Here is a 22,147-nt window from a genome sequence, read left to right as displayed (position 1 = left end):
GTGGCAGTGCTCGCGCGGACCGCGTCCGGACGCGGCCCGTCGAACCCGGCCGGGCCCGCTGTCGCGATCAGGCGGATACCGTCGCCGGTCCCATCTGGAAGTTCGGGTCGATCTGCATGCTGAGGTCCACACCCGTACGGTCGTTGGCCCAGGCCACGGCGTTGCGCCGGTGGAACTCGTGGGCCCAGCGGGTGAAGGCCGCCCAGTCCTGGGTGGTGGCGTCCACGACCTCGGCCAGCCGGCCCAGCGCGGCCCGGTTCTCCGCCTCCACCTCCTCCAGCGGTCCGAGGACGCCCCGCTCGGCCCGGCGCACGTACGCCGAGCGCCCCACCCAGGTCAGCAGGTCGTCGCCGACGTGCGCGCGGAGGAACTCCACGTCGGCGGCGTCCTCGACCTTGTTGCCGATCACGGACAGGGCCACCCCGTAGTCCCGGGCGTAGCCGGCGTACTGCTGGTAGACGCCGACTCCGCGTACGGTCGGCTCGCAGACCAGCACGGTGCGGTCGAAGCGGGTGAACAGCCCCGAGGCGAACGAGTCGGCACCGGCGGTCATGTCCACCACCACGTACTCGCCGGGGCCGTCGAGCATGTGGTTGAGCAGCAGCTCCACCGCACCGACCTTGGAGTGGTAGCAGGCGACCCCCAGGTCCTCGGCGGTGAACTCGCCGGTCACCGCCAGCCGCACCTCACCGACGGGCGCCACACAGCTCGTGTAGATCGGGTTCTCCTCGTCCACCCGGAGCAGGCGTGACCCCCGCCCCGCCGGGGTGGTCTTCACCATCTCGGCGGCGGAGCCGATGCGCGGGTTGTCGCCGCGCAGGTACTCCTTGATCGCGGGCAGGTGGGCACCGAGCGGCACGGGGGTGGCGGCGTGGTCCGATCCACCGAGGGCGACGGCGAGGTGCTGGTTGATGTCGGCGTCGATTGCCAGCACCGGCCGGCCCGCGGCGGCGAGGTGACGGGCGTAGAGCGCGGTGAGCGTCGTCTTCCCGCTGCCGCCCTTGCCGACGAACGCTACCTTCACCGCGACCACCCCTTGACGCTAACGGGAACCGTTTCCACAAGCGCGATGGTAACGGGTGGTGCGGCTTCCGCCGCGCGGAACCCGCTGATCGCGTCAGAAAATGGTCACCGGGAATCCGTCTCGATTACGGGGCGCCACCCCCGGCAGACCACGCCGTCTCCGGCTCGGTCTGCGGGACGGGCAGGTCGAGGACGTCCACGGCGAGCCGACGGATCGTGTCGAGGGTGGCGTCCCGGCCACCGGCCGCCTCCACCATGAACAGCAGATGGCGTACGCCCGGCAGCGCCGTCGCCCGGGCAACCGCCTCCCGGCATCGATGGGGCGAACCGACCGGGTGGATGTCGATCAGATGGTCCACATAGCGCTCCGGATCGCGACGCCCGCCTGCGGCACCGTCCAGCCGGACGTACTCCCGGGTGCCGGCCAGCAGCGGAGGGAGACCGGCGCGAACCGCCCGCGCCGCCGCGTCGTCGGTCGCCGCCACCTGGGCGACATGGGCGCTGGCGTGGTGGATGCCGGCCGGATCGTGCCCGTACGCGGTGGCCACCCGCGCGTGACGGGCCAGCAGTTCCGCCTTCTCGGCCAGGTCGGCGTGCAGGCCGAGCAGGAGCGGAAGGCCGTACCGGGCGGCGAGGTCGACGGTGCCTGGGGTGGTCGCGGCCACCCAGAGCGGCACCCCGCTGCGCGGTCGCGGCACCACCGGCACCGGCCGGAACGGGAAGCGCGCGTTGCCGGCCACGGTCGGTTCGCCGGAGAGCCACCGCAGCAGCAGTTCCACCGAGTCGCCGAAGCCGTGCCGGAACCGGTCCAGGCCGGTACCGAAGACCTCGAGGTCCACCCAGGGGCCACCCCGGCCCACCCCCAGCCGGAACCGGCCGCCGGAGAGTTCGTGCAGCAGCACCGCCTCCTCCCCGAGTGCCACCGGGTGCCGATTGGACAGCACACAGGCGGCGGTGCCGACCGTGATGCGCCGGGTGGCGCCGAGCAGGTGCGCGGCGAAGGCGACCGCCGAGGGACAGACGCCGTACGGGATGAAGTGGTGCTCGGCGATCCACACCCCGGTGAATCCGGCGGTCTCCGCCGCACGGCCGTACCGGTGGGCGTCGGCGAGCGCGTCGGCGTGGGTGTCGCCGGGCCGCTGCCCGGCGAGCAGGAACAGGTGCGCGTGCACACCGCGTTCCGCTCGCCGGGTGCGGTGGTGATCAGCAGTCACGCAGCTCGGGCGACTGGTTGAGCAACTGGCCCCGGGTGGAGACGAACCGGCGGTAGGTGTCGGAGTCGACTGCCGCCGGCCGGAAGGCCGCGACCCGGTGGCAGTTCTGGAAGGCCAGCTTCACGCCGAAGTGACGCTCCAGGCTGGACCGGATGGCGTCGCTGGCCAGGGCCCGCAGCAGTTGCCCCCGCTCCGCCTCGCTGGGTGGCGGGAGCACGTTGTCGGCGAACTCCTCGCCCGAGGCAGCCAGATCCGACGCCACGCGGCTGACGGTCTGCCAGGCGTACGGCAACGACTCCCGTACGCAGGCCACGAACTCCTCGTCGTTGACCGGGCCGGACTCGGCGGCCCGCAGCAGGTCGGGCGGCACGGTGAGAGACATGCTCCTCCTCAGTTAACGATCACGGTTTTCGCTTTCGTTAGACTGAGCACACCATGCCGGTGACCACCCGTCAATGCCCGAACACGGAAAGCCACCACGGAGTCCGGCGAGCCACCCCGGTCAGCCCCGAGAGGAGCCGCGCTATCGGGCCGCGCAGTCGGCGCAGACACCCACGATCTCAAGCGTGTGGTTGAGGTCGGTGAAACCGTGCTGGGCCGCGACACCTTCGGCCCACTCCTCCACCGCCGGGCCGACGACCTCCACGGTGCGACCGCAGTCGCGACAGACGAGGTGATGGTGGTGGGTCCGACTGCACCGGCGGTACAACTGCTCACCGGAGGGCAGGCGTACCGTGTCGACCTCCCCCGCGTCCACCAACGCCTGGAGCGTGCGATAGACGGTGGTCAGGCCGACCGACGCCTTCTGGTCCCGCAGTTGGGCGTGCAACCCCTGGGCGCTACGGAACTCGGTCAGCTCGTCGAGCAACCCGACGACCTCGGCCCGCTGCCTGGTGTTGCGGGCAGCGCCCGGAATCGATTTGATCGCCATCGCCACTCCCCTTCGTCCGGGCCTCGGGCCGGCGTGCCACCCTCGCGGCCGGGTCGGCGACGCGAGGCACATCGACTCGTCGCCGGGCCATTATGATAGCCACCGTCGCGCCGGCCTCCGGCCACTGCGCGTCTCGGTGGTGTCCGCCACCGAGGCGGGCGTGTGCGGCATGAGGCGGGCATACGGTGGGCACCGACATCGACGGCGGCGTGGAGGTCCGGCCGGGAGGCGCGGGTTCGTCATGGTCGTTGGCCGACGTGCTCACCGCCGACCTACCTCGTGACTACGACGCCTTCGGCCTGCTGTTCGGGGTACGCAACTACGCCGGCTTCACGCCGGTCGCCCCCGGCCGTGGCCTGCCGGAGGACACCAGTCCGGAGTTGCGTCGACTCTGCACCGTCGAGCCGATCCACGACTGCACCTGGGTGACGTGGGCAGAGGTGGCCCGGATCGACTGGACGGCGAGTGCGCCCCAGGTGGACGACCGGATTCACGAGTACCGGCCGACGAGCGCCGGAGAGCTCCTGGTCGGCAAGGCGAGCCATCACGGGCGCGCCTGGCACGCGGTGGCCGGTGACCACGTGCGACTCGTCGTCTGGTTCGACAGCTGACACGGCGGGTCGACTCCCGATCGCGACGACGGGAACTCCGGAGGCTCACCCCGCCGGCTCGTCGGGCGTGCACGGCCACCCCTGATCGCCGGTGCGGCAGCTCCGGCGCGGGGGTGTCGAGTCGGGAACGTTACGACTTGACGAACGGCATGTTATCGCTCACAGTCGATGCCTAAGGACGGCGCCTGCGGTCTACCGGGCAAGCTCGCTACGCCGGATCTGGGATCGGGCGCGCCCGAGGAGAGCGGCGATCATGTTAGCGCTGCCATCCCGTGCTCGCGTCCGACCCGTGCGTCACGGTGCGCCCGGCTCCGGGTGGACCGCTCATCTGTTGGTCATTGAAGGAGGATCATGTCTGCCTTCGGTAGATCTCCATCGATCGCACCGCCGTCGCGGCGGCGCCGGTGGTTGCCGCGGGTCATCGCTGCCGGCGTGGCAGCGGTGATGGTCAGTGGTGCCGCCGCCGCGGTGCTGGCGACGCCCGCCGCTGCGGCCACGGTCGACACCAACGCGTGGTACGTGTTGGTCAACCGCAACAGCGGTAAGGCCCTGGACGTGTACAACCTGGCCACGAGCGACGGTGCGCGAATCACCCAGTGGACCCGGAACAACGGTAACCAGCAGCAGTGGCAGTTCGTCGACTCCGGTGGTGGCTACTACCGGTTGAAGTCCCGGCACTCGGGCAAGGTGCTGGACGTCTACAACTTCTCCACCGCCAACGGCGCGAACATCGTGCAGTGGAGCGACGGCAACGGCACCAACCAGCAGTTCCGGTTGGCCGACTCCGACGGCGGGCACGTGCGCCTGATCAACCGCAACAGCAACAAGGCGGTGGAGGTGCAGGGCGCCTCGACCGCCGACGGCGGCAACATCGTGCAGTACGACGACTGGGGCGGCGCCAACCAGCAGTGGCAGCTCGTCCGCGTCGACGGTGGGACCACGCCCACCACTCCGCCGCCGTCGGGTACGTGTGGTCTGCCGTCGTCGTACCGGTGGTCGTCGACGGGCGCGTTGGCGCAGCCGCGGTCGGGCTGGGTGTCGTTGAAGGACTTCACCCACGCCCCCTACAACGGTCAGCAGCTCGTCTACGGCACCACCCACGACTTCGGCACCAGTTGGGGGTCGATGAACTTCGGCCTCTTCTCCAACTGGAACCAGATGGGCTCGGCCAGCCAGAACGCCATGCCGTTCTCCGCCGTCGCGCCGTCGCTGTTCTACTTCGCGCCGCGCAACGTCTGGGTCCTGGCCTACCAGTGGGGCGGCCCGGCGTTCTCCTACCGCACGTCGACCAACCCGGCGGACGTGAACAGTTGGGGGCCGGCGCAGACCCTGTTCACCGGATCGATCTCCAACTCCGGCACCGGCCCCATCGACCAGGCTCTCATCGGTGACAGCCAGAACATGTACCTCTTCTTCGCCGGGGACAACGGCCGCATCTACCGGGCCAGCATGCCGATCGGGAACTTCCCCGGCAGCTTCGGCTCCAACTACACCACGATCATGACCGACACCACGAACAACCTGTTCGAGGGTGTGCAGGTCTACAAGCTCCAGGGCGAGAACCGGTACCTCATGCTCGTCGAGGCCATCGGTTCCCAGGGCCGCTACTTCCGCTCCTTCACCGCCACCAGCCTGGGTGGCACCTGGACTCCGCAGGCGGCCACCGAGAGCAACCCGTTCGCGGGTAAGGCCAACAGCGGCGCCACCTGGACCAACGACATCAGCCACGGTGAACTCATCCGCACCAACGCCGACCAGACGATGACCGTGAACGCCTGCAACCTGCAACTGCTCTACCAGGGCCGTTCACCCAACTCCGGCGGCGACTACGGCCTCCTGCCGTACCGCCCCGGACTGCTCACCCTGCAACGCTGATCACCCTGCAACGCTGAACCACCGCCACACACCCGGCGGGCCCGCAGTGGGCCCGCCGGGGTGAGCACCCCGGCGGCCCTGTCCCGTACCCGTGGGACAGGGCCGCCGGTGGCGTTTCCGCCGGTCAGGTCTCGGGCCGTCCGGCGGTGGCGGCGAGGTCACCACGGTGTCTGGCGGCGATCACCCCGGCAGCGCGTCGCACCAGTTCCGCCGCGGCCGGGGAATGGCCGGTCACGCCGCTCAGATCTTCGGCGTGGTGGCACGCGCGGCGTCGAACCGGGCGATCACGTCCGACCAGTTCACCAGGTTCCACAGCCGGTCCACGTAGTCCGGCCGGACGTTGCGGTACTGCAGGTAGTAGGCATGCTCCCACGCGTCGAACACCAGCAGCGGCGTGCTGCCCTGCCCCACGTTGCCACGCTCCACGATCAGCCGCCGCCCGAGCGGCTCCCAGTCCGAAAGCGGGGAGCGGGGTCTACGCGGATGTCACAGGGCGGGTCGGACCACGAAAGTGGCCGAGGACGCGGAGGCGCCGTCGCCGATCGGGGACACCTGCATCTGCCGCTGACCGTCGTGGCGGAGGTACCGGTTCGGGTAGTTGTAGGAACGCAGTGACGTGTGCGTACCGCCGATGCCGCCGACCTGGCAGAACGTCGCGTCGGCGCGGAACACGTCGCCGCCTTCGGCACGGTGCAGGAACACCCGGAACTCGTGGTGCCGCAGGTAGTGCCCGGGGAAGTTGACCGATTCGAAGGAGAGGCAGGCGCCGGCGAGGCCGGTACGCACGACGAACCCGGAGTCGGCCCTCGCACCGGCGCTGCTGCCGGCGTCGACGGCGTCGACCTGGGCCTGGAAGCCGGCGTGCCGCACCCGACGGCCGGGCAGGGCGGCCACCTCCAGACCGATGCGGGTACCCGGGGTCAGGGCGGTGCCGGCCGGAGCCGTCGGCGTCGACGAGGGACTCGCGGGGACGCTCACCACCGGTGGCGGCACGGCGGGGACGGGACCCGCGGACGTGGGGGCCGCAGTGGCGCGGCGGGACACGCTGGCACCGCCGCCGTCGGTGGTCGGGATGGCGCCGGGAGACAGGGTGGGCACCCCCGTGGCTGCCGACGGTGTGATGGCGCCGAGGTCACCCGGGCCGAACGGTGGCCCGTCCACGTCCGGGCCGGGCACCGCCGCAGCGAACTCGCCGCGTACCGGTTCGGGCGCGTCACCGCCGTACAGTGCCGTCGCGCCGACGACGGTGCTCACGGCGACCACGGCGACCCCGCAGAGCAACAGCTTGCGCCGAACGTCGGCCGCGCCGGCACCGTCGGGCCGGTGCGGCCCGCCGGGCGGCGGAAGCAGGTCGGTGGCGGGCGCGTCACCCGCGAGTGCCGGACCGGACACGGTGCCGGCCTCGGCGGAGGTACGGGTCGGCCGGGCGGACGCGGACAGCACGATGCGGGGCAGGAGCGGGGACGGAGTGCCGCGTCGCGGCAGATCAGCGGGCCGGTCATGGCGACCGCCGCCCGATCGGACGGAGGCTGTCGGGGTGGCATCGGAGTCGGACGGGGAGAGCCAGCCGCCGATACGGAGACGTGGCTGGTTGGTGCCCTTCTCGGACATGGTGGTCTCCTGCCGCTTCCCGCGCACGCGCCCGCCCGGACAAGTCATCTGGTTGCGGCCCATACGCTCTCATCACCACACGGGTCGGCGCCAGTCCTCGTCGAGGACCAGGTGCCGTGCCGACGCCCCGGCCGACCTAGTGGGTGTCGAGGGTACCGGCGACGGAATCGCGGACCAGTGGCTCACCCAGCACCCTGGAGAGCGGCGCAAGACGACGCGCGTCGGCCTCCACGTCGGCGGGTGCGATGTCTCCCGACGGCGGTTCGACGCCGGGCTCCACCGTGCCGCCGGCCACGTGTCCCTGCGCGTACCGCCGGACGGCGTCCAGGATCCCGGCGGCCTCCCCGGCGGCGGCGGCCCGCGCCTCGTCCCAACCGGCCTCCTCGGCGCGCCGCCGGGCCTGCGCCACCACCATCGGATCCGGGGGGCCCACCGCCTGGAGGCCGTCGCCGATCTCCACGCACCGCCGGTACAACCGTTGTCCGATCCCCCACACCCACCGGGGGTTGCGCTCCGGCCGGCGGGGCGGGTGCAGCGCGATGCTCGGCACGGCCTGGTACAGCAGGTGCCACAGCGGATGCAGGTCGCGGTGGAGCGCGCTCTTGCGGGGGAACGCCCGCAGACCGTCGACGGTCCGCCACACCGTGGAGAGCACGAAGCTCGAACAGATCAGGACGACCGAGAGCGTGACCAGTGACTGCGACGCGACCGGCTCGGACCAGGCGGGTGTGGTGTCGGCCAGTCTCCAGGCGAGGAACAGCGCCTTGTGCGCCACGAAGGCGGCGCCGAAGAACGCACCGGCACTCAGCAGCCGCATCACGACCTTCAGCCGGGTGCCGGCGAAGCGCGCGTAGCCCAGCGACATGCGCAGGATGTCCACCACGGAGACGCCCAGGTACGCCAGGAACGCGAGCATGTAGACGATGACCTGCGGCTTGTCGCCGTAGCTCTCGGCGAAGTGCATCGGCTCGGACTCGGCGAAGTCGGCCGCCCAGAACATCGTGATCATGACGGTGGCCACCACCGCCAGGAACAGCCATCGCCGTCGCATCGACCGACGCGCCCGCTGCGGATCCCCCAGGTGCAGGAAGAGGAACTGGATGGCGGTGGCGGTGATCAGCGCCGCGCCGTGCTCGACGGGCTTGGCCAGGTTCGGCACCCCGGACACTCCGTCGATGAAGCTGTGCACCGGGGCCCACCCTGCGGTGACGGCGACGCCGCAGCCCAGGCAGATCCCCAGACTGGCCAGGATCCTCGGGTTCGACGGGTCACGCCGTAGCGCGCCCAGCTTCACGACGAACGCCGCGACGGCGACCACCAGCGCCACGACGTGGCCCGCCGCCACCAGCATGCGTACCTCCCGGCTCAGTCGGTCAGCGTGGCGGCGATGCGGTACATCACCGCCGCCGTCTCGTCCGCGAGGTCGTCGAAGCCGCCCACCTGGCCGGCGGTGGCCATCTGTGCGCCGAGGTAGGTGGCCAGCAGCTCGGCGTCGTGTTCCTGGCGGTCGTGGAACGTCGACGACGAGCGGGCCAGCAGTGCCTGCACGTCCGCCGCGTCGGGCGGCTCCGGCGTGGTGGGCGGCAGCACCACCTTCCCGGTGTGTCGCAGGGCGATGTGCATCAACTCGTGCAGGATCGTCTGGGTCTGCAGGACCGGGGACGAGTCGCGGCTGTAGAGCACGTAATCCGTCTCCGTGGTCGCCACCCACAGCCCACACGGACCGGCCTGCTCGCCCATCGTCATGGCGAGGACCTGGATGTCCCGGCGACGGGCGGCGGCCAGTGCGGAGATCGTCGCGGGAAGCGTCAGCGGTGCCGGCAGGTCGACCACGAGTTGGCGGATCAGCTTCTGGATCTGCCGTCTCTGCCGCCACATCGTCGCCGCGCCTCCCCCGTGCGAGCCTCCACCGAGACGATCCCGTGCCTGCCGTCCGCCCTCGTCCTGGTCCGACGTCCGGTCCGTCGAGCCTCGCGCCGCGCCACAATAGTGGCGGCACAAGGGGGCAGCATAACCAACCGGCGTCGATCGCGGGATCCCCACGCGGCGCGAGCCCCTGCCGCGATGTCCCGGCCCGACGGGGCAGAATGCGGGACGTGCACGACACCAGGGAGGTCGAGGCCGGTCGACCGGCGCTACGGTCCGCGCGCGTGGTGACCGAGGTGTTCGCACCGGCACTGTTGGCCGCGGCCATGCCCGTCGTCATCGGAGTGACGAGTGTGTCGCCCCTCGTCGACGGCCTCGGCTGGGCGCTGGTCGGCGCGCTGTTCTGCTCGGCGATCCCCAACGCGTTGATCTGGTGGGACGTCCGCCGTGGGCGGCTGACCGACCACCACATCCGGGTCCGCGAACAGCGCCGGACCCCTCTTTTGTACGGCCTGCTCTCCGTACTCGTGGGACTGTCTCTGATGATCGGTCTCGGCGCGCCCCGACCGGTCACCGCGATCATCGTGGTGATGTTCCTGCTCGGGGTGGCGGTGACCGCGGTGAACCTCGTCTGGAAGCTCAGCATCCACGCCGCGGTGGCCGCCGGGTCGGCGGGGGTGCTCGTGGTCGCGTTCGGTCCCGTGCTCCTCGCCACCGCCCCGTTGGTGGCGCTGGTCGGCTGGTCGCGCGTACGGCTGCGGGATCACACCGTCGCCCAGGTGATCGCCGGCACCGCAGTGGGGGTGCTCGTCGCGGCGCCGACGTTTCTCGCCCTGCGGTGATCGGGGCGCGCTACGGGTCGAAGCGGTCCCGGCGCGCCTTGCTCCGTGCCTCCAGCGCGGCGACCTGCTCGACGATCGCCCGCAGACTGGCCCGGGGCGCGCCGGGCGGCATCCGGCGGGCGAGCACGGTGATCGTCTCCAGATCCGGGTCGCTGACGGACTCGGCGTCGGTCACCCGGTCGAAGAAGAAGTTCGGCTCCACCCGGAAGAAGTTGGCCAGTTGCTGGATGGCCGAACGCGACGGATTGTCACGCTCTCCCCGGAGCAGGTAGTTGACGTAGCTGGTGGACAGACCGGTCGCCCTGGCCACCTCGTCCGGCGAGAACGCCTTGTCGGTGCCGGGCTTGAGTCGCGTCTCGAACAGGTGCCGCAATCGGGCCGCGAACGAGGTCGGCCCGTCGGCGCTACCAACGTCGGCCATGACCACCTTCCGATCCACCTGCGACATCCGTCGCGACCCGTCCGGGGTCGACCACGATAGTTGCTGAACGTCGCGGCGCTGTGCTCTACTGAGCTGCACCCGACAACTATTGTGGCAGTGACACCGTAGCGGACACTGCCCGATACCCAAAGACATCCACGGCCACCGGCAGATGTCGAATCGGTATCAGTGTCGGGTGACGAGCGTCAGTGGTGGGCACGGCACGGGGAAACGCAGGCTGTCACGGCGTGCGTTGCCGCATCTCGGGCGGCCGGTAGCGGGCGCAGGGCTCGTCTGCCCTCCGCGTCCGGAACGCCCGCCCCCCCCCTGGCGCCTGGCCCGGGGCGGTGCACGCCCCGGGCCACCTGGATCACACATCACCCGACCGGCGGCGCCATGATGCGCTTCCCCGAGTCCGGTCAGGCGCTCGCGGATACCGGGCGCAGGTGCCGGGCGAAGAACCGGGCCGCGTCCTCCCCGGCGAACTGCGGGACACCGGTGTGTCCGCCCATGTTGGCGTGCAGCGTCTTCTCGGTCGAGCCGAAAGCGTCGAACAGGTCCAGGGCCGCCTGCCGGTCGTTCCCCTCGTCATCCCACTGCAACAGCACGTGAAGCGGAATGGTGACCTGGCGTGCCTGCTCGAACATGATGCGAGGCACGAGACTCCCGGCGAAGAAACCGGCGGCCACGATACGGGGCTCGACCACCGCGAGCCGGATACCAACGGAGATCAATCCCCCTGAGTACCCGACCGGGCCGCCGATCTCGGGCAGCGACAGAAGCGCGTCCATGGCGGCCTGCGTCTCCGGGACCGCCTTGTCGACGAGCGGTAGGACGAGGGCGTCGACGATCTCGTCGCTGACCGGCTCACCGGCCTCCAACGCCCGGCGCAGATCGACACGGGCCTGCTCGGCGGCGGCCCAACGGGGCCGGTCACCGCTGCCGGGAAGCTCGATGGCGGCTGCCGCGAAGCCCTCTGCCACGGCGTGCCGGGCTCGCGCCACCAGACGGGGGTACATCGTGCGCAGTCCGAGCGGGGGGTGGCCGAGCAGAATCAGCGGGACCGGCGCGGATGCGGACGCGGGCGTCCACAGAATGCCGGGAATCTCGCCGAGGACGAATTCGCGTTCGCGGACGCCGTCGTCGAGCCGATGCGCGGTAGTGAATCGCATGGTCGTGCCTTTCGGGAGTGCTCGTGAACGGCGCTCCCGGACGACCTATCGCCCGACCGTGGCCCCAGAGGGGAGCGCCCATTTCCACAACGTCACGGGTGCCACCTCCTCGGTCTCTCGCACGGACTCGGAAGAAGTCTACGCTGGGCGAGTGATCCGGGCCGTGATCGTGGACGTCGACGACACCCTGTGTCTCACCCAGGCCGCCGCGCTCGCGTTGGAGAACGAGGTGCTGGCGGAGATGGGCCGACCTCCGATCCCCCCGCACGTCCACCTGTCGACGTGGGGCGCACCACTGCTGGACGCCATGCCCATCCGATCGCCCGGCCTCGACCTGGCCCGGTTCACCGCGTTGCACCAGCGGGCGCTGGAGCGGCACGTCGCCGACGGTCGTCTGGACGTGGTCCCGCCGGAGAACCTGCGGGCACTGGACGAGTTCGTGCTCTCCGGCCGGAAGGTGTTCCTGTTGACGTCGCGGACCGAGGCCGAGATCCGGCACATGCTGGCACCGGACCACGTCCTGGCCACCCGGATCAGCGGCGTCTACCACGCCGGGAACATGCGCTTCCGCAAGCCGGACCCCCGCGCCTTCGACGAACTCCTGGCGTCCGCGGGACTGCCGCCGGCCCAGTGCGTCTACGTGGGGGACTCTCCCGGAGACGCGCTGGCTGCCGGCGGCGCTGGCCTGCACTTCATCGGCTGTCTGCAGAGCCGGATCCGGACGCCCGCGGACTTCGACCCCCGGTACGTCGACGCTTTCGTCGACGCCTTCCCCGCCATCGTCGACGCGGTCCGGCAGCTCGATCCGGTCACCCCGGTCTCCAGCGGGTGACCTGCGGCGGAGCAGGGGTCGCCGGACGGCGATCCCGACCCCGGTCGGCCACTGCGGCACCGGCGGGCGTGGCATCGGTCGCCGGCGGCGGGTACGGTCGAGGCAAGGCGTCCTACGCGCCACGTCGAGGTCGGCACCTGAAGCGCTGTCCTCCCCGGCGCCGGATCGATGGTGGCAACCTCATCCGGCCGCGCCAGTGCCCTTCGCCAGGGCAGGGACCGAGCATTCGCATGAATGTCGTCACTGACCAGGAACTCCTGCAATTCCACCACTATGACGCCAGCCCGAGCACCCGGCACGTGACCCTGTCCGGTGAGGCCGATCTGGCCACCGCCACGCGCATCCAGCACCACCTCGGACTACTCCTGACCCCCGAGTGGATCACCCATCTGGTGCTCGACCTGACTCCGCTGAGATACCTCGACTGCGCCGCTCTCTCCGCGCTGCTCGTGATCGGGGAGACCGCCGCCGCACGCGGGCAGCGGATCACCGTCACCGCCACCAGCGGCACGGCGAGGGTGATCGCGCTCAGCGGCGCGGAGCACGTCCTGCGGGCGTCCGGCCACCTCGCCGGACAGACCGCGTCGATCACGCGCGAGGTGACCGGCCCCCACCGCCCGCCGGCCGCCGTCGTTCCGGGACGTCTCGTGGACGCGGGACAGCCGGATCGACCGGCATCCTGCTGACAGGTCAACCCGGCAGACAGCGTCCACGCCGGTGGCGGTCGGCCTAACCGGCGGCCCCGATGCCGCCGACGGTCAGTCCGGCCGCCAGCAGCACCGCCAGCGCGCTACCGGCGGCGATCCACTGGCGGCGACGGCGGACGCGATGCTCCACCAGGTTGAGTCGGTCCTGCGGGGGCCGCAGGACCGGCACCGCCTGGGTCAGCAGAATCCGGATGTGGTCGTCGTCGTACGTCACGCCCTACCTCCAGACCGCGAAGAGTTCGAGATGCGGATCCGCCTGCACCGTCTGTGACGCCGTGTGCTCCTGCGCCTCGACAGTGCTGGCCGGACAACCGAGGATCTCCGCCGTCCGCACGACCGTCGTCGCCACCATGCGACGTACGTGGTGAACAACGCCTTCCGCAGGTACGCCTCCGGCTGCCCACCGTCGGCGATCGCGGGCCGCGAGGTTAACGCCGGGTTCCCCGTCGTCGCACCTGCCGGGTGCGGGTGAGAGAGCGCACACTTCCCGTAGAGCATCCTAGGAGGATGGCCTGGTGGTCGGCGGATGGTGGGACGACCTCGGCGCGGCGGGATGTCGTACCCGTGGGCCATGATCTTGTCAGCACGGCGGCGCCGGGACCGGTCGGCGCACGCATCACCACGGCGGACGCCGAGTCCGCAGCGGGCGGGAGGATTGCGGTGACGGACCTGGACGGGACCGCCTGGCGGCGGCGGAGCGTGGTGGCGGTGGTGCCGCCGGCCCGCCCCCGCAAGCTGGCTAAGGTGCCCTTCGTCGAACTGGCCGACGGCCGATTGCAGGGAGTCGTCTCCAGCGGCTCGGACATCGAGCGGGTCTACGTCTCGTCGGTGACCGCCGGCACCCACGCCTACCACTGCAGCACCAACAACAACCGGCCATGCGGCGGGCTGCGGGGTGCGCCCTGCAAGCATCTCCAGGCCCTCGCCGAGGAGGCCGTCCTGCAGTACGGTGTCGCGCGCGTCGCCCGGTACCTGCGAGTCGACGCCGGTGACGAGGTGCGCGGCGGGGCCGACCTGCTGGCCCGGATGGACACCCGGCACGAGCCCACCCCGGCCGCCGTGGTGTTCAGCCGGTTCCTGCGCCACCTGGCCTACCTCGAACTGCCGGACAGCAGCACCGCACTGCCCGAGCTGCACTGGTTCCCGGCAACCGGGGCGGTTCGCTGATGCTCGGCACCCAGTTGGCACACCTGCAGCAGGACCTTCCGGCGGGCCTGGCCGATGCCGACACGGTGGTGGCCGGCTTCGACGCGGCACTGGTCAGCGGATTCGCACGGGTCGGGGACGAGGCCACGGCAGCGTTGACGGCACTGGCCGACGCGGTGGCGGGCACCCCGTTGGGCGCCTGCGCGGCCGACGCGGTGGGCCGGGTGACGGCGGGCGGGTTCGGCCCCGACGACCTCGCCGTCCTGGCGGGCACCCGGTCAGCGCTGCTCGGTGCGGCGCACGACGCACTGCTCGACCGGTTCGACACCGCAGTCGGGCGGGACCGGGCCCCGTGGGCGGCACCGGCCGGTGCACCGGTCGAGCCCACTGCCGCGAGCGGCGCGGCCGCAGCCTGGCTGCACGAGGTGGCCGTGGCCGGTTGGCGCGGCGTCGACCACGAGTTGCTCTCCGCCGTCGGCTCGCCGGTCGAGGCCGCCCTGGCCGAGCCACGGCTGCGCCGCATGGCAGTGCTGCTCGACGGGCTCGCCGCCGAGGTGCGGGCGAGCCTGCCGGTGGCCACGATGCCGCAGGTGCCGGCCCGACGCTGGGGTGACCTGTGGAGCCGCGCCGTGCTGCTCGCGCAGGACCGGTCCGGTCCGGTGGACGACGTCGAGCGGGTCTCCGGGCGTCTGCTCCCGCTCGGGGTGGACGTGCACGAGCACGCCACGGCGGTGCAGGTGCAGGTGCACGCCGTGCTCGAACCCTCCGACGGCGGACCGGCCCGACTGGTCCGTACGGCGGTGGCGGCGGCGAAGGTCGAGACGATCACCGGGCCGGCGGTGTGGCGGCTCCTGGCGGCGTACCCCGTGCTGCTGGCGGCGGTGGCGCAGCGTCGGTCGGCGACCGTCACCGACCTGCCGGTGCGCGGCGCAGACCTGACCTGGTGCGAGGCGCAGGCCCGGCCGGGCGAGCCGGCCGACCCGTTCGCCACCGGCCGGTTGTTGCTCGCCGACGCGACGGCGGCGGCCACCGCCCCGCTGGACCGGCATCCGGCCGCGATCGCCGAGCCGGTCCTGCTGGAGGGCTACCGGGTACGCAAGGGTGGCGACGGGCTCACCCTGGACCGGGACGGCGAGTCGATCGGCGTCGCCGTCGAGCGGCTGCCGGCGGCCGGTCCGCTCACCGCCGCACTCGTGGCCGCCTCGACCGCATGCCTCGGCCTGGCCCGCTGGGACGACGGGCGGTGGTGGGTGCAGCCGCTGGCGGTGCAGGCCAGCGTCAAACGTGCGCCCGTCGAGGCGCACAACGGTGACTGGGCCGAGGGTGTCACCGACCCGAAGGTGGCCAAGGCCGAGGCCAGGGCGGGCGACGCCGTGGCCGTGCTGCGCGAACGCGCGGGACGGTTGCTGCGCCGATGACCCACTCCCCCGACGACCGGGCCGCCGCGAACCGGCGGCAGGTGCTCTACTGGCGGCTGCTGGGTCGGATCTTCGACCCGGACGAGCAGCCCACCCTGGAGTCGGCGAGCATGGCCGTGGTCGAGGACCTCGGCCTGCCGGCCGCCCTGCTGGACCCGTCGGTGTCGGTGGACACCGTGGTGCAACGCTTCCCCGAGGTGGCCGACGAACTGCGGGGCCTGCTCGTAGACACCGGCCCCAAGCCCGAGGCTGAGGCCGGCACCGACGCTGAGGCCAACCCCGAGGCGGAGGCCGGCACCGAGGCGGAGGCCGGGTCGACCGGCGGGCCGTATCAGCCCGGTGAGGCCGAGGTCCGGCGAGCCGCGTTGGTGTCGAAGTTGCTGCTCAACGTCTTCGCCACCGGTGCGGGGCCGGTCACCGCGAGTCAACTGGCCGGCTGGCAGGCGGACGCCGGGTGGTTCGAGCAGGCGCTCGGCAGCGCGCCCGGCGAGCTGCGCCGGCAGGGCACCGGGCTCGGCCCCACCCTCGCCGGGATCGAGGGTGACCTGGTCCGGCGGATGCGCCTGCGGGAGGTGCTGGCGGACCCGACGCTGGCCCGCCAGCTCACGCCCAGCATGTCGCTGATCGAGCAGCTGCTGCGGGACAAGTCCAATCTCTCCGGCGTCGCGTTGGCCAACGCCAAGGCGCTGATCCGCCGCTTCGTCGACGAGGTCGCCGAGGTGTTGCGGACCCAGGTCGCGCAGACCAGCGTCGGCAGCATCGACCGGTCGGTGCCGCCCAAGCGGGTCTATCGCAACCTCGACCTGGACCGCACCATCTGGCAGAACCTGACGAACTGGAGTCCGGAGGACGAGCGCCTCTACGTCGACCGGCTCTACTACCGGCAGACGGCGCGCAAGACCACGCCGTCGCGGCTGATCGTGGTGGTGGACCAGTCCGGGTCGATGGTCGACTCCATGGTCAACTGCACCATCCTGGCGTCTATCTTCGCCGGGCTGCCCAAGGTCGACGTGCACCTGATCGCGTACGACACGCGGGCGTTGGACCTGACCCCGTGGGTGCACGACCCGTTCGAGGTCCTGCTCCGCACCAACCTCGGCGGTGGCAACGACGGGCCGTTGGCGATGGCGATGGCCCGCCCGAAGATCGTCGAGCCGAGGAACACGGTGATGGTCTGGATCTCGGACTTCTACGAGTTCGGCCGGTCCCAACCCCTGTTCGACGGCATCGAGGCGGTGCACCGGTCGGGGGTGCGGTTCATCCCGGTCGGCTCGGTCAGCAGCTCCGGCCAGCAGAGCGTCAACCCCTGGTTCCGGCAGCGCCTCAAGGACCTGGGCACCCCGGTCGTCTCCGGCCACATCCGCAAACTCGTCTTCGAGCTCAAGAGCTTCCTCACCTAGGAGAGACACCCCTGATGTCCGAGATGCTGCGTGCCCCCGCCGAGGTCAAGTACGCCGACGAACTCGACTTCCTGGAGTCGGTGGACACCGGTCCGAAGCCGTACTCCTGGCGGTTGAGCCCGCGCATGGTCCGGCTGTTCGTGCTCGGTTCGGAACGCGCCGACGGTCTGGACCGGGAGATCCCGCAGAAGTGGTTCGGCGACCGCAGCTTCGTCGAACGCAGCATCGTGACGCTGGCGTCGGACCGGGGCCTGCTGCTCATCGGTGACCCGGGCACCGGTAAGAGCTGGCTCGCCGAGCTGCTGTCGGCGGCGATCTGCCGCAACTCCACGCTCGTGGTGCAGGGCACCGCCGGCACCACCGAGGACCACATCAAGTACTCGTGGAACGTCTCGATGGTCATCGCCAAGGGACAGTCGCGCGAGTCGATGATCCCGTCGCCGATCATGACCGCGATGGAGCAGGGCGTGGTGGGGCGTTTCGAGGAGCTGACCCGCTCCACCAGTGACGTACAGGACGCGTTGATCTCCATCCTGTCGGAGAAGTACGTCTCCATCCCCGAGCTGAACGACGACAACATCGTCTTCGCCCAGCCCGGATTCTCCATCATCGCGACCGCCAACAGCCGGGACCGGGGCGTCAACGACCTGTCGTCGGCGTTGAAGCGACGCTTCAACTTCGTCCGGATCCCGGTGGTCACCAACAAGCGCAGCGAGGCGGAGATCGTCCGGTTCCGCACCGAGGAGCTGCTGCGCCGGCACCACGTGGAGCTGGACGTGCCGCCGACGCTGCTGGACATCCTGCTGCAGAGCTTCGCCGACCTGCGGGCCGCCGCCGCGTCGGCGACCAGCGACGACGAGAAGTTGGAGTCGGCGCTCTCCACCGCCGAGCAGATCGGGGTGCTGGAGGACGCGATCCTGCACAGCCAGTTCTTCGGCGACCGGACGCTGCGCGCCGAGACGCTGGCCGGGTCGCTGATGGGGTCGCTGGCCCGACGCAGCCCGGAGGACCTGGCCATCCTCAACAAGTACCTGCACGCGGTGGTGGAGCCCCGGGCCACCCAGGACGGTGGTGAATGGCGCGGCTTCCTCGACGGTGGCCGTCAGGCGATCGCCGCCCTGTCATGAGCGCCCCCGCCGCCGTCGGCGCGTTCGGTGCCCTGCGTGACCAGCTCACCGATGCGGCCGCCGCCTTCGCGGGCGGTCCGGACGCGCTGGCCGACATCCTCGCCGGGATCGTCGACGACGTGGACCGCGCCCTGGGCGAGCGGCTGGAGATCTTCCCGGTCTGCCACCATTCGCCGGCCTCGGCGCTGGCCATGGTGCGCCGGTTGCGGAGCAAGCAGCCTCGGGTGATCTATCTGGAGCTCTGCGAGGACCTCCGACCGTTGCTGGGGGAACTGCGCAACTGTCGGTTGCCGGTGGCGGTGCAGGCGTTCGCCTCCGAACTCGACGGCTTCCCCGCCGCGTGGGGTCCGCTCAGCGTGATCGCGCCGGTCACCGAGGCGTCCGCCGAGTACCAGGCGATCGCGTACGCGTTGGAGACGCCCGGGGTGGAGTTGGTGCTGGTCGACCGCTCCACCGATCACGTCTTCCAGTGGTCGCCCCGGGGCGGGACCCCGCCCCAGGGCGAGGTGGCCGGCGCGGAGAGCGGTGCCGAGGCGGGCGAGCAGGCGGCCCTGCACGGCGACGCGGTGGGCGTGGAGATCGGCGACCTGCGTCCCCGGTTCGCCGAGTTGGAGGCGCACCTGCTGCACCACGGCAAGGTGCGGCACTGGTCGGAGTGGTGGGACCAGTACGTCGAACGGCCGCTCACCGTCGCCGACCACGACACCTACCGTCAGGTGATGGTGCTGATCGGCAGCCTGTTCCGGCGGCTGCGTCCCGTCGGGTCGGACCGCACCGACCGCGACGAGGACCGGGAACGCTACATGTGGACCCGGATCCGGCAGCACCTGGCCGCCTCCGGGGCCGACCCCGAGGACTGCCTCTACGTCTGCGGCGCCTTCCACGCCGCCAGCCGCGTCGCGCAGTTCGGCCTGGACTCCACCGCCCCGGACTTCGACATCTCCCCGCGTACCGCGACGCGGTGGCGGTACGGCCTGATCCCGTCCAGCCACTCGGCGATCGAGGCCCAGTTCGGTCTCGCACCCGGATCGGTGTCGATCGCGGCCGCGAGCTGGACCAAGGCGGTGAGCGGGTCGCGCCTGACGCCGTACCGGCTGGACGGTCAGCGGGGTGGCACGCCCCGGGGCCGGCGGGGACGCGCCGCGCCGGATCCGGCACCGGACGAGGCGGTCAGCGACCGGCTCTCCGGGTTCCTCGCCGCGCCACCCGCCCTCGACGGGCTCGACGAGGCGGAGCTGCGCCGGTGGTGCGTGGACATCGTCCGACTGGCCCGGCGCAACGGCTACCTGGCCAGCACCGCCGACGCGATCGCGGTGTTCGAGACCTCGATCCTGTTGGCGGGGTTGCGCAACCGGGCCCGGCCCACCCCGTACGACTTCGCCGACGCGGCGGTGAGCTGCATCGAGAAGGACGTGGTGCCGGGTCGACGTGACGTGCGGCGGCTCTGCGAGATCCTGCTCGGCGGGGACCGGATCGGGCAGGTCGGCTACGACGCCCTGCCGCCGTTGGCCCGCGACGTGCTGGACCGGCTCCAGCCGCTCGGTCTGGACCTGGAGAAGCGGACCATGCAGCGGGCGTTGCTGGATCTGCACGGCAACCCGGAGCTGGCCGGCTGCTCGGACCTGCTCTGGATGCTGCGGCACGTGCTGCCGCCGGACGCGGTCCGGCCGATCATGGGTGAGCGTCGGCTCGGCCACCGGTCCATCCAGGAGAGCTGGGATCTGGCGCTGGGCCGTCACCAACGCGCGTTGATCGAACTCGGGTACGAGGGGGTGACCGTCGAGCAGGTGCTGGAACAGCGCCTGCGTCGGGCGGCACACGGCCCGGACGCCACCGCCGCCGGTGCTCTCGCCGCCGTCGAGGACGCCATCCGGCTGCTGGACAGCCCTCGGCTGGTCGACGAACTGGGTGCCCGGGCGGTGGAGCTGCTCGCCGCCGAACGCACCGTCGACGACGCGCCGCGCGTGCTGCGCCGGATCCGCCGGCTGCTCGCCCACCACCAGGCCACCGCGCCGACGCTGCCGGCCTGGTGCGCGGCGTTCGTGACCACCGGGTACGCCCACTACTGCACGTTGCTGCCGACCGCGTTCGTCGAGGAGGAGACCGGCGTCCGGCAGGTCGGGGCGATGCTCGGGTTCCTGTTCAGCCTGGAGAGTCTGGCGCTCTCCCTCGGCTGCGACCGGTCCCAGCTCGAACTCGCGGTGGGTCAGTCCCATCCGGAGGCGCCGGCCAAGGTGGCCCTGCTCTGGGCGGCCCGGCACCAGCTCGGTCTGCTGCCTCTGACCGAGCTGCGGGCCCAGTGCCAGGAGCTGCTGGCCAACCCGCTGGTGGTGCCGGCCTTCCCGCAGTATCTGTCCGGGTTCGTGCACGCGCTGGAACCGGTGCCGGGGCTCGCGCCGTTCGTGGTGGAGACGATGTCCACCGCGTTCGCCCGACTGCCCGACCCGGTCCTGCTGCCCTGGCTGCCCAACCTGGTCACCACCCTGCGGCAGCACGGCGCCGAGTCGGTGCCGTTGCTGGTCCGCGAGGCGGGGCGCACGTTCCCGGGCACACTCTCCGAGTTGGACTCGTGGGTCCCGCCCTGGCTGCGTACCTCCCCCGCCGTCCCCACCGTCGCGCCGCGCGCCTCCGGTGGGGCGGCCGGGCCGGTGCACGCCCTGCTGGCCGCTCATCCGGAGCCGGTGGACGCGGTCGCCGGCCTCCTCGGTGTACGGGGCGACTGGTGTGCTCCCCGCAGCGGTGCGGCGGTCCTGGTGGAGGCGCACCCGAGCACCGCCGAGGCGGTCGCGTCACTGTTGTCCGACAGGTAGCACCGGCGGCGCGTGGGGCATCTGCGCCCCACGCGCCGCAAGCGGCGTCTGCGGGATGCATGGCGCCCGACCCCGTGCGGCGCGCGGTATGTATGCGTCGCCGCCGGCTCACTCCGCTCGGCCGCAGGCCACTCGTCCGTGCCCCCGGTTGATGCCCATCGACGCAATCCCGGATTCGGCTGTCACGTCCGCGCTACGGCGGCGTCGCGATGCCCCGGGCTGCTCAGCGTCGACCCTTCGCTCACAGAGCGTCTACCAGCGCTTTCGGGCGTCCAGACCCGGCCGAACTGACCTCTTGACGGGTCATTCATGTTACGGCTACGTTTCCGTCTACCGTACACCGTCGACGATAAGTCGCCGGGCTTCATCAAATCCGGGCCCCCTTCGGGAAGGTTGTCGCATGGTCAACTCGGCCGAACCCGCATCGTCCGTCACCGCGCTGCGCGTGCCCCAGAAGGTCGTGCTCAGCGAGTCGACCTACGACGTACTGCGGGCGGCGATCCTGGACGGCACTCTGCCGCCGGGCACCCGGATCGTGGAGGAGTCGCTGGCCCGGCAACTCGGCGTCAGCCGCGCGCCACTGCGCGAGGCCATCTGGCTACTCAAGCGGGACGGCCTGCTCGTCGAGGAGTCCGCGCGCACCACCCGCGTCGTCCAGTTGACCGAGGACGACGTCCACGAACTGCACATGGTCCGCACCGTGCTGGAGACCCTGGCCTACCAGCAGGCGTCACCGCGGCTGCGACCGTCCGACGTCTCCGACCTCGAGGATCTGATCTCCCAGATGCACGAGGCGTCGGCGGCCGGTGACACCCGCCGGATCGCCGACCTGGACTACCGGTTCCACCGCGCCCTCTGCGCGCCGTGCGGACTTCCCCGGATCATGAAGGCCTGGGACGAGCAGCATGTGCTCTTCCGTCTGTGGCTCAACATGGTCGGCCCGACGTTGGGCGTGCAGGACATCGCGGAGTCGCACCGGGTCCTGCTCGGCGTCGTGCGTGACGGTGACGCCGAGGCCATCTCCGAGCAGGTGATCCACCACGTCTACCTGGTCGGCGGCGTGATGGCCGACCAACGCAGCCGCTGGGCGGCCGCCCAGCCCCGTCTCTACTTTCCGCAGGCTGCCCCAGGCGCCTGATCG

General features: G+C 71.5%; 21 protein-coding genes and 1 pseudogene. 11 read left to right on the top strand and 11 right to left on the bottom strand.

What is annotated here, in order from left to right:
* Positions 1 to 67 precede the first annotated feature (67 nt).
* The 4 genes from ABZ738_RS20105 to ABZ738_RS20090 all read right to left on the bottom strand — a co-directional run bounded on the left by ABZ738_RS20105 (position 68) and on the right by ABZ738_RS20090 (position 3,168).
* A complete protein-coding gene (locus ABZ738_RS20105) occupies positions 68 to 1,024 on the bottom strand; it encodes an ATP-binding protein (RefSeq protein ID WP_357215178.1) in 957 nt (318 codons plus the stop codon).
* 124 nt (positions 1,025 to 1,148) lie between these two features.
* Positions 1,149 to 2,195: an LLM class flavin-dependent oxidoreductase gene (locus ABZ738_RS20100; protein ID WP_131053872.1), complete on the bottom strand. Its 1,047-nt coding sequence runs from the start codon at positions 2,193 to 2,195 to the stop codon at positions 1,149 to 1,151.
* 31 nt (positions 2,196 to 2,226) lie between these two features.
* A complete protein-coding gene (locus ABZ738_RS20095; protein WP_131053867.1) occupies positions 2,227 to 2,619 on the bottom strand; it encodes an SCO5389 family protein in 393 nt (130 codons plus the stop codon).
* A gap of 141 nt (positions 2,620 to 2,760) precedes the next feature.
* Positions 2,761 to 3,168, bottom strand: coding sequence for a transcriptional repressor (locus ABZ738_RS20090; RefSeq protein ID WP_131053868.1), 408 nt, complete (start codon positions 3,166 to 3,168; stop codon positions 2,761 to 2,763).
* Between the two features lie 185 nt (positions 3,169 to 3,353).
* Here ABZ738_RS20090 and ABZ738_RS20085 point away from each other — a divergent pair, with 185 nt between their 5' ends.
* Together ABZ738_RS20085 and ABZ738_RS20080 are read left to right on the top strand one after the other, a co-directional pair.
* Entirely contained in the window at positions 3,354 to 3,779 is a 426-nt protein-coding gene (locus tag ABZ738_RS20085) for a hypothetical protein (RefSeq protein ID WP_357215173.1), read from the top strand.
* 351 nt (positions 3,780 to 4,130) lie between these two features.
* Positions 4,131 to 5,654, top strand: coding sequence for a non-reducing end alpha-L-arabinofuranosidase family hydrolase (locus tag ABZ738_RS20080; RefSeq protein ID WP_357215170.1), 1,524 nt, complete (start codon positions 4,131 to 4,133; stop codon positions 5,652 to 5,654).
* Between the two features lie 240 nt (positions 5,655 to 5,894).
* Here the strand turns inward: ABZ738_RS20080 and ABZ738_RS20075 are convergent.
* The 4 genes and pseudogenes from ABZ738_RS20075 to ABZ738_RS20060 form a co-directional block, all read right to left on the bottom strand.
* Positions 5,895 to 6,056: pseudogene (locus ABZ738_RS20075) on the bottom strand (Fe-Mn family superoxide dismutase); the annotation flags it as partial.
* 84 nt (positions 6,057 to 6,140) lie between these two features.
* On the bottom strand, positions 6,141 to 7,265 hold the full coding sequence (locus ABZ738_RS20070; RefSeq protein ID WP_357215167.1) for an AbfB domain-containing protein: 1,125 nt from the start codon (positions 7,263 to 7,265) through the stop codon (positions 6,141 to 6,143).
* 136 nt (positions 7,266 to 7,401) lie between these two features.
* A complete protein-coding gene (locus ABZ738_RS20065; protein ID WP_131054991.1) occupies positions 7,402 to 8,616 on the bottom strand; it encodes an MAB_1171c family putative transporter in 1,215 nt (404 codons plus the stop codon).
* A 14-nt stretch (positions 8,617 to 8,630) separates the two neighbouring features.
* A complete protein-coding gene (locus tag ABZ738_RS20060; RefSeq protein WP_161595014.1) occupies positions 8,631 to 9,143 on the bottom strand; it encodes an ImmA/IrrE family metallo-endopeptidase in 513 nt (170 codons plus the stop codon).
* A 314-nt stretch (positions 9,144 to 9,457) separates the two neighbouring features.
* Here ABZ738_RS20060 and ABZ738_RS20055 point away from each other — a divergent pair, with 314 nt between their 5' ends.
* Entirely contained in the window at positions 9,458 to 9,973 is a 516-nt protein-coding gene (locus tag ABZ738_RS20055; RefSeq protein ID WP_236145902.1) for a phosphoesterase PA-phosphatase, read from the top strand.
* Between the two features lie 10 nt (positions 9,974 to 9,983).
* Here ABZ738_RS20055 and ABZ738_RS20050 read toward each other — a convergent pair whose 3' ends face one another.
* Positions 9,984 to 10,394 (bottom strand): helix-turn-helix transcriptional regulator, encoded by a 411-nt coding sequence (locus ABZ738_RS20050; RefSeq protein WP_131054994.1) that lies wholly within the window; start codon positions 10,392 to 10,394, stop codon positions 9,984 to 9,986.
* Between the two features lie 419 nt (positions 10,395 to 10,813).
* Positions 10,814 to 11,566 (bottom strand): alpha/beta hydrolase, encoded by a 753-nt coding sequence (locus tag ABZ738_RS20045; protein ID WP_131054995.1) that lies wholly within the window; start codon positions 11,564 to 11,566, stop codon positions 10,814 to 10,816.
* A 151-nt stretch (positions 11,567 to 11,717) separates the two neighbouring features.
* Here ABZ738_RS20045 and ABZ738_RS20040 point away from each other — a divergent pair, with 151 nt between their 5' ends.
* Both ABZ738_RS20040 and ABZ738_RS20035 read left to right on the top strand, forming a co-directional pair.
* A complete protein-coding gene (locus ABZ738_RS20040; RefSeq protein ID WP_357215161.1) occupies positions 11,718 to 12,398 on the top strand; it encodes an HAD-IA family hydrolase in 681 nt (226 codons plus the stop codon).
* Positions 12,399 to 12,628: 230 nt separating this feature from the next.
* Entirely contained in the window at positions 12,629 to 13,084 is a 456-nt protein-coding gene (locus ABZ738_RS20035) for an STAS domain-containing protein (RefSeq protein WP_131054996.1), read from the top strand.
* 43 nt (positions 13,085 to 13,127) lie between these two features.
* On the opposite strand, the gene ABZ738_RS20030 is transcribed toward ABZ738_RS20035, so the two are convergent.
* Complete coding sequence (locus ABZ738_RS20030) at positions 13,128 to 13,319, bottom strand: hypothetical protein (protein ID WP_131054997.1); 192 nt, start codon at positions 13,317 to 13,319, stop codon at positions 13,128 to 13,130.
* A 485-nt stretch (positions 13,320 to 13,804) separates the two neighbouring features.
* Between ABZ738_RS20030 and ABZ738_RS20025 the strand changes: the two genes are divergently transcribed.
* The 6 genes from ABZ738_RS20025 to ABZ738_RS20000 all read left to right on the top strand — a co-directional run bounded on the left by ABZ738_RS20025 (position 13,805) and on the right by ABZ738_RS20000 (position 22,144).
* Positions 13,805 to 14,272, top strand: coding sequence for a hypothetical protein (locus tag ABZ738_RS20025; protein WP_357215243.1), 468 nt, complete (start codon positions 13,805 to 13,807; stop codon positions 14,270 to 14,272).
* Positions 14,272 to 15,669 carry a hypothetical protein gene (locus tag ABZ738_RS20020; protein WP_176093696.1) on the top strand — a complete coding sequence of 466 codons (1,398 nt, stop codon included), beginning with the start codon at positions 14,272 to 14,274 and terminating at the stop codon, positions 15,667 to 15,669. Before ABZ738_RS20025 ends, ABZ738_RS20020 begins: the two co-directional genes overlap by 1 nt.
* Positions 15,666 to 17,069 (top strand): VWA domain-containing protein, encoded by a 1,404-nt coding sequence (locus ABZ738_RS20015; RefSeq protein ID WP_357215156.1) that lies wholly within the window; start codon positions 15,666 to 15,668, stop codon positions 17,067 to 17,069. The genes ABZ738_RS20020 and ABZ738_RS20015 overlap by 4 nt, the downstream gene beginning before the upstream one ends.
* 14 nt (positions 17,070 to 17,083) lie before the next feature.
* Positions 17,084 to 18,196 carry an AAA family ATPase gene (locus tag ABZ738_RS20010; RefSeq protein WP_131053027.1) on the top strand — a complete coding sequence of 371 codons (1,113 nt, stop codon included), beginning with the start codon at positions 17,084 to 17,086 and terminating at the stop codon, positions 18,194 to 18,196.
* Positions 18,193 to 21,006, top strand: a complete 2,814-nt coding sequence (locus ABZ738_RS20005) for a DUF5682 family protein (protein WP_357215153.1) — start codon at positions 18,193 to 18,195, stop codon at positions 21,004 to 21,006. Before ABZ738_RS20010 ends, ABZ738_RS20005 begins: the two co-directional genes overlap by 4 nt.
* A 400-nt stretch (positions 21,007 to 21,406) precedes the next feature.
* On the top strand, positions 21,407 to 22,144 hold the full coding sequence (locus ABZ738_RS20000) for a GntR family transcriptional regulator (protein ID WP_357215150.1): 738 nt from the start codon (positions 21,407 to 21,409) through the stop codon (positions 22,142 to 22,144).
* The last annotated feature ends 3 nt before the right edge of the window (positions 22,145 to 22,147 follow it).

This window comes from Micromonospora sp. NPDC047793 (assembly GCF_040642635.1).
Lineage (GTDB): Bacteria > Actinomycetota > Actinomycetes > Mycobacteriales > Micromonosporaceae > Micromonospora.
This window is presented reverse-complemented; position numbering and strand designations above follow the sequence as displayed.

What these genes read in the sequence shown, in the direction of transcription:
- ABZ738_RS20095 (WP_131053867.1), bottom strand. Translation starts at nt 2,619, where the DNA reads ATGTCTCTCACCGTGCCGCCCGACCTGCTGCGGGCCGCCGAGTCCGGC.
- ABZ738_RS20090 (WP_131053868.1), bottom strand. Translation starts at nt 3,168, where the DNA reads ATGGCGATCAAATCGATTCCGGGCGCTGCCCGCAACACCAGGCAGCGG.
- ABZ738_RS20080 (WP_357215170.1), top strand. Translation starts at nt 4,131, where the DNA reads ATGTCTGCCTTCGGTAGATCTCCATCGATCGCACCGCCGTCGCGGCGG.
- ABZ738_RS20070 (WP_357215167.1), bottom strand. Translation starts at nt 7,265, where the DNA reads ATGTCCGAGAAGGGCACCAACCAGCCACGTCTCCGTATCGGCGGCTGG.
- ABZ738_RS20065 (WP_131054991.1), bottom strand. Translation starts at nt 8,616, where the DNA reads ATGCTGGTGGCGGCGGGCCACGTCGTGGCGCTGGTGGTCGCCGTCGCG.
- ABZ738_RS20060 (WP_161595014.1), bottom strand. Translation starts at nt 9,143, where the DNA reads ATGTGGCGGCAGAGACGGCAGATCCAGAAGCTGATCCGCCAACTCGTG.
- ABZ738_RS20055 (WP_236145902.1), top strand. Translation starts at nt 9,458, where the DNA reads ATGCCCGTCGTCATCGGAGTGACGAGTGTGTCGCCCCTCGTCGACGGC.
- ABZ738_RS20050 (WP_131054994.1), bottom strand. Translation starts at nt 10,394, where the DNA reads ATGGCCGACGTTGGTAGCGCCGACGGGCCGACCTCGTTCGCGGCCCGA.
- ABZ738_RS20045 (WP_131054995.1), bottom strand. Translation starts at nt 11,566, where the DNA reads ATGCGATTCACTACCGCGCATCGGCTCGACGACGGCGTCCGCGAACGC.
- ABZ738_RS20035 (WP_131054996.1), top strand. Translation starts at nt 12,629, where the DNA reads ATGAATGTCGTCACTGACCAGGAACTCCTGCAATTCCACCACTATGAC.
- ABZ738_RS20020 (WP_176093696.1), top strand. Translation starts at nt 14,272, where the DNA reads ATGCTCGGCACCCAGTTGGCACACCTGCAGCAGGACCTTCCGGCGGGC.
- ABZ738_RS20015 (WP_357215156.1), top strand. Translation starts at nt 15,666, where the DNA reads ATGACCCACTCCCCCGACGACCGGGCCGCCGCGAACCGGCGGCAGGTG.
- ABZ738_RS20010 (WP_131053027.1), top strand. Translation starts at nt 17,084, where the DNA reads ATGTCCGAGATGCTGCGTGCCCCCGCCGAGGTCAAGTACGCCGACGAA.
- ABZ738_RS20005 (WP_357215153.1), top strand. Translation starts at nt 18,193, where the DNA reads ATGAGCGCCCCCGCCGCCGTCGGCGCGTTCGGTGCCCTGCGTGACCAG.
- ABZ738_RS20000 (WP_357215150.1), top strand. Translation starts at nt 21,407, where the DNA reads ATGGTCAACTCGGCCGAACCCGCATCGTCCGTCACCGCGCTGCGCGTG.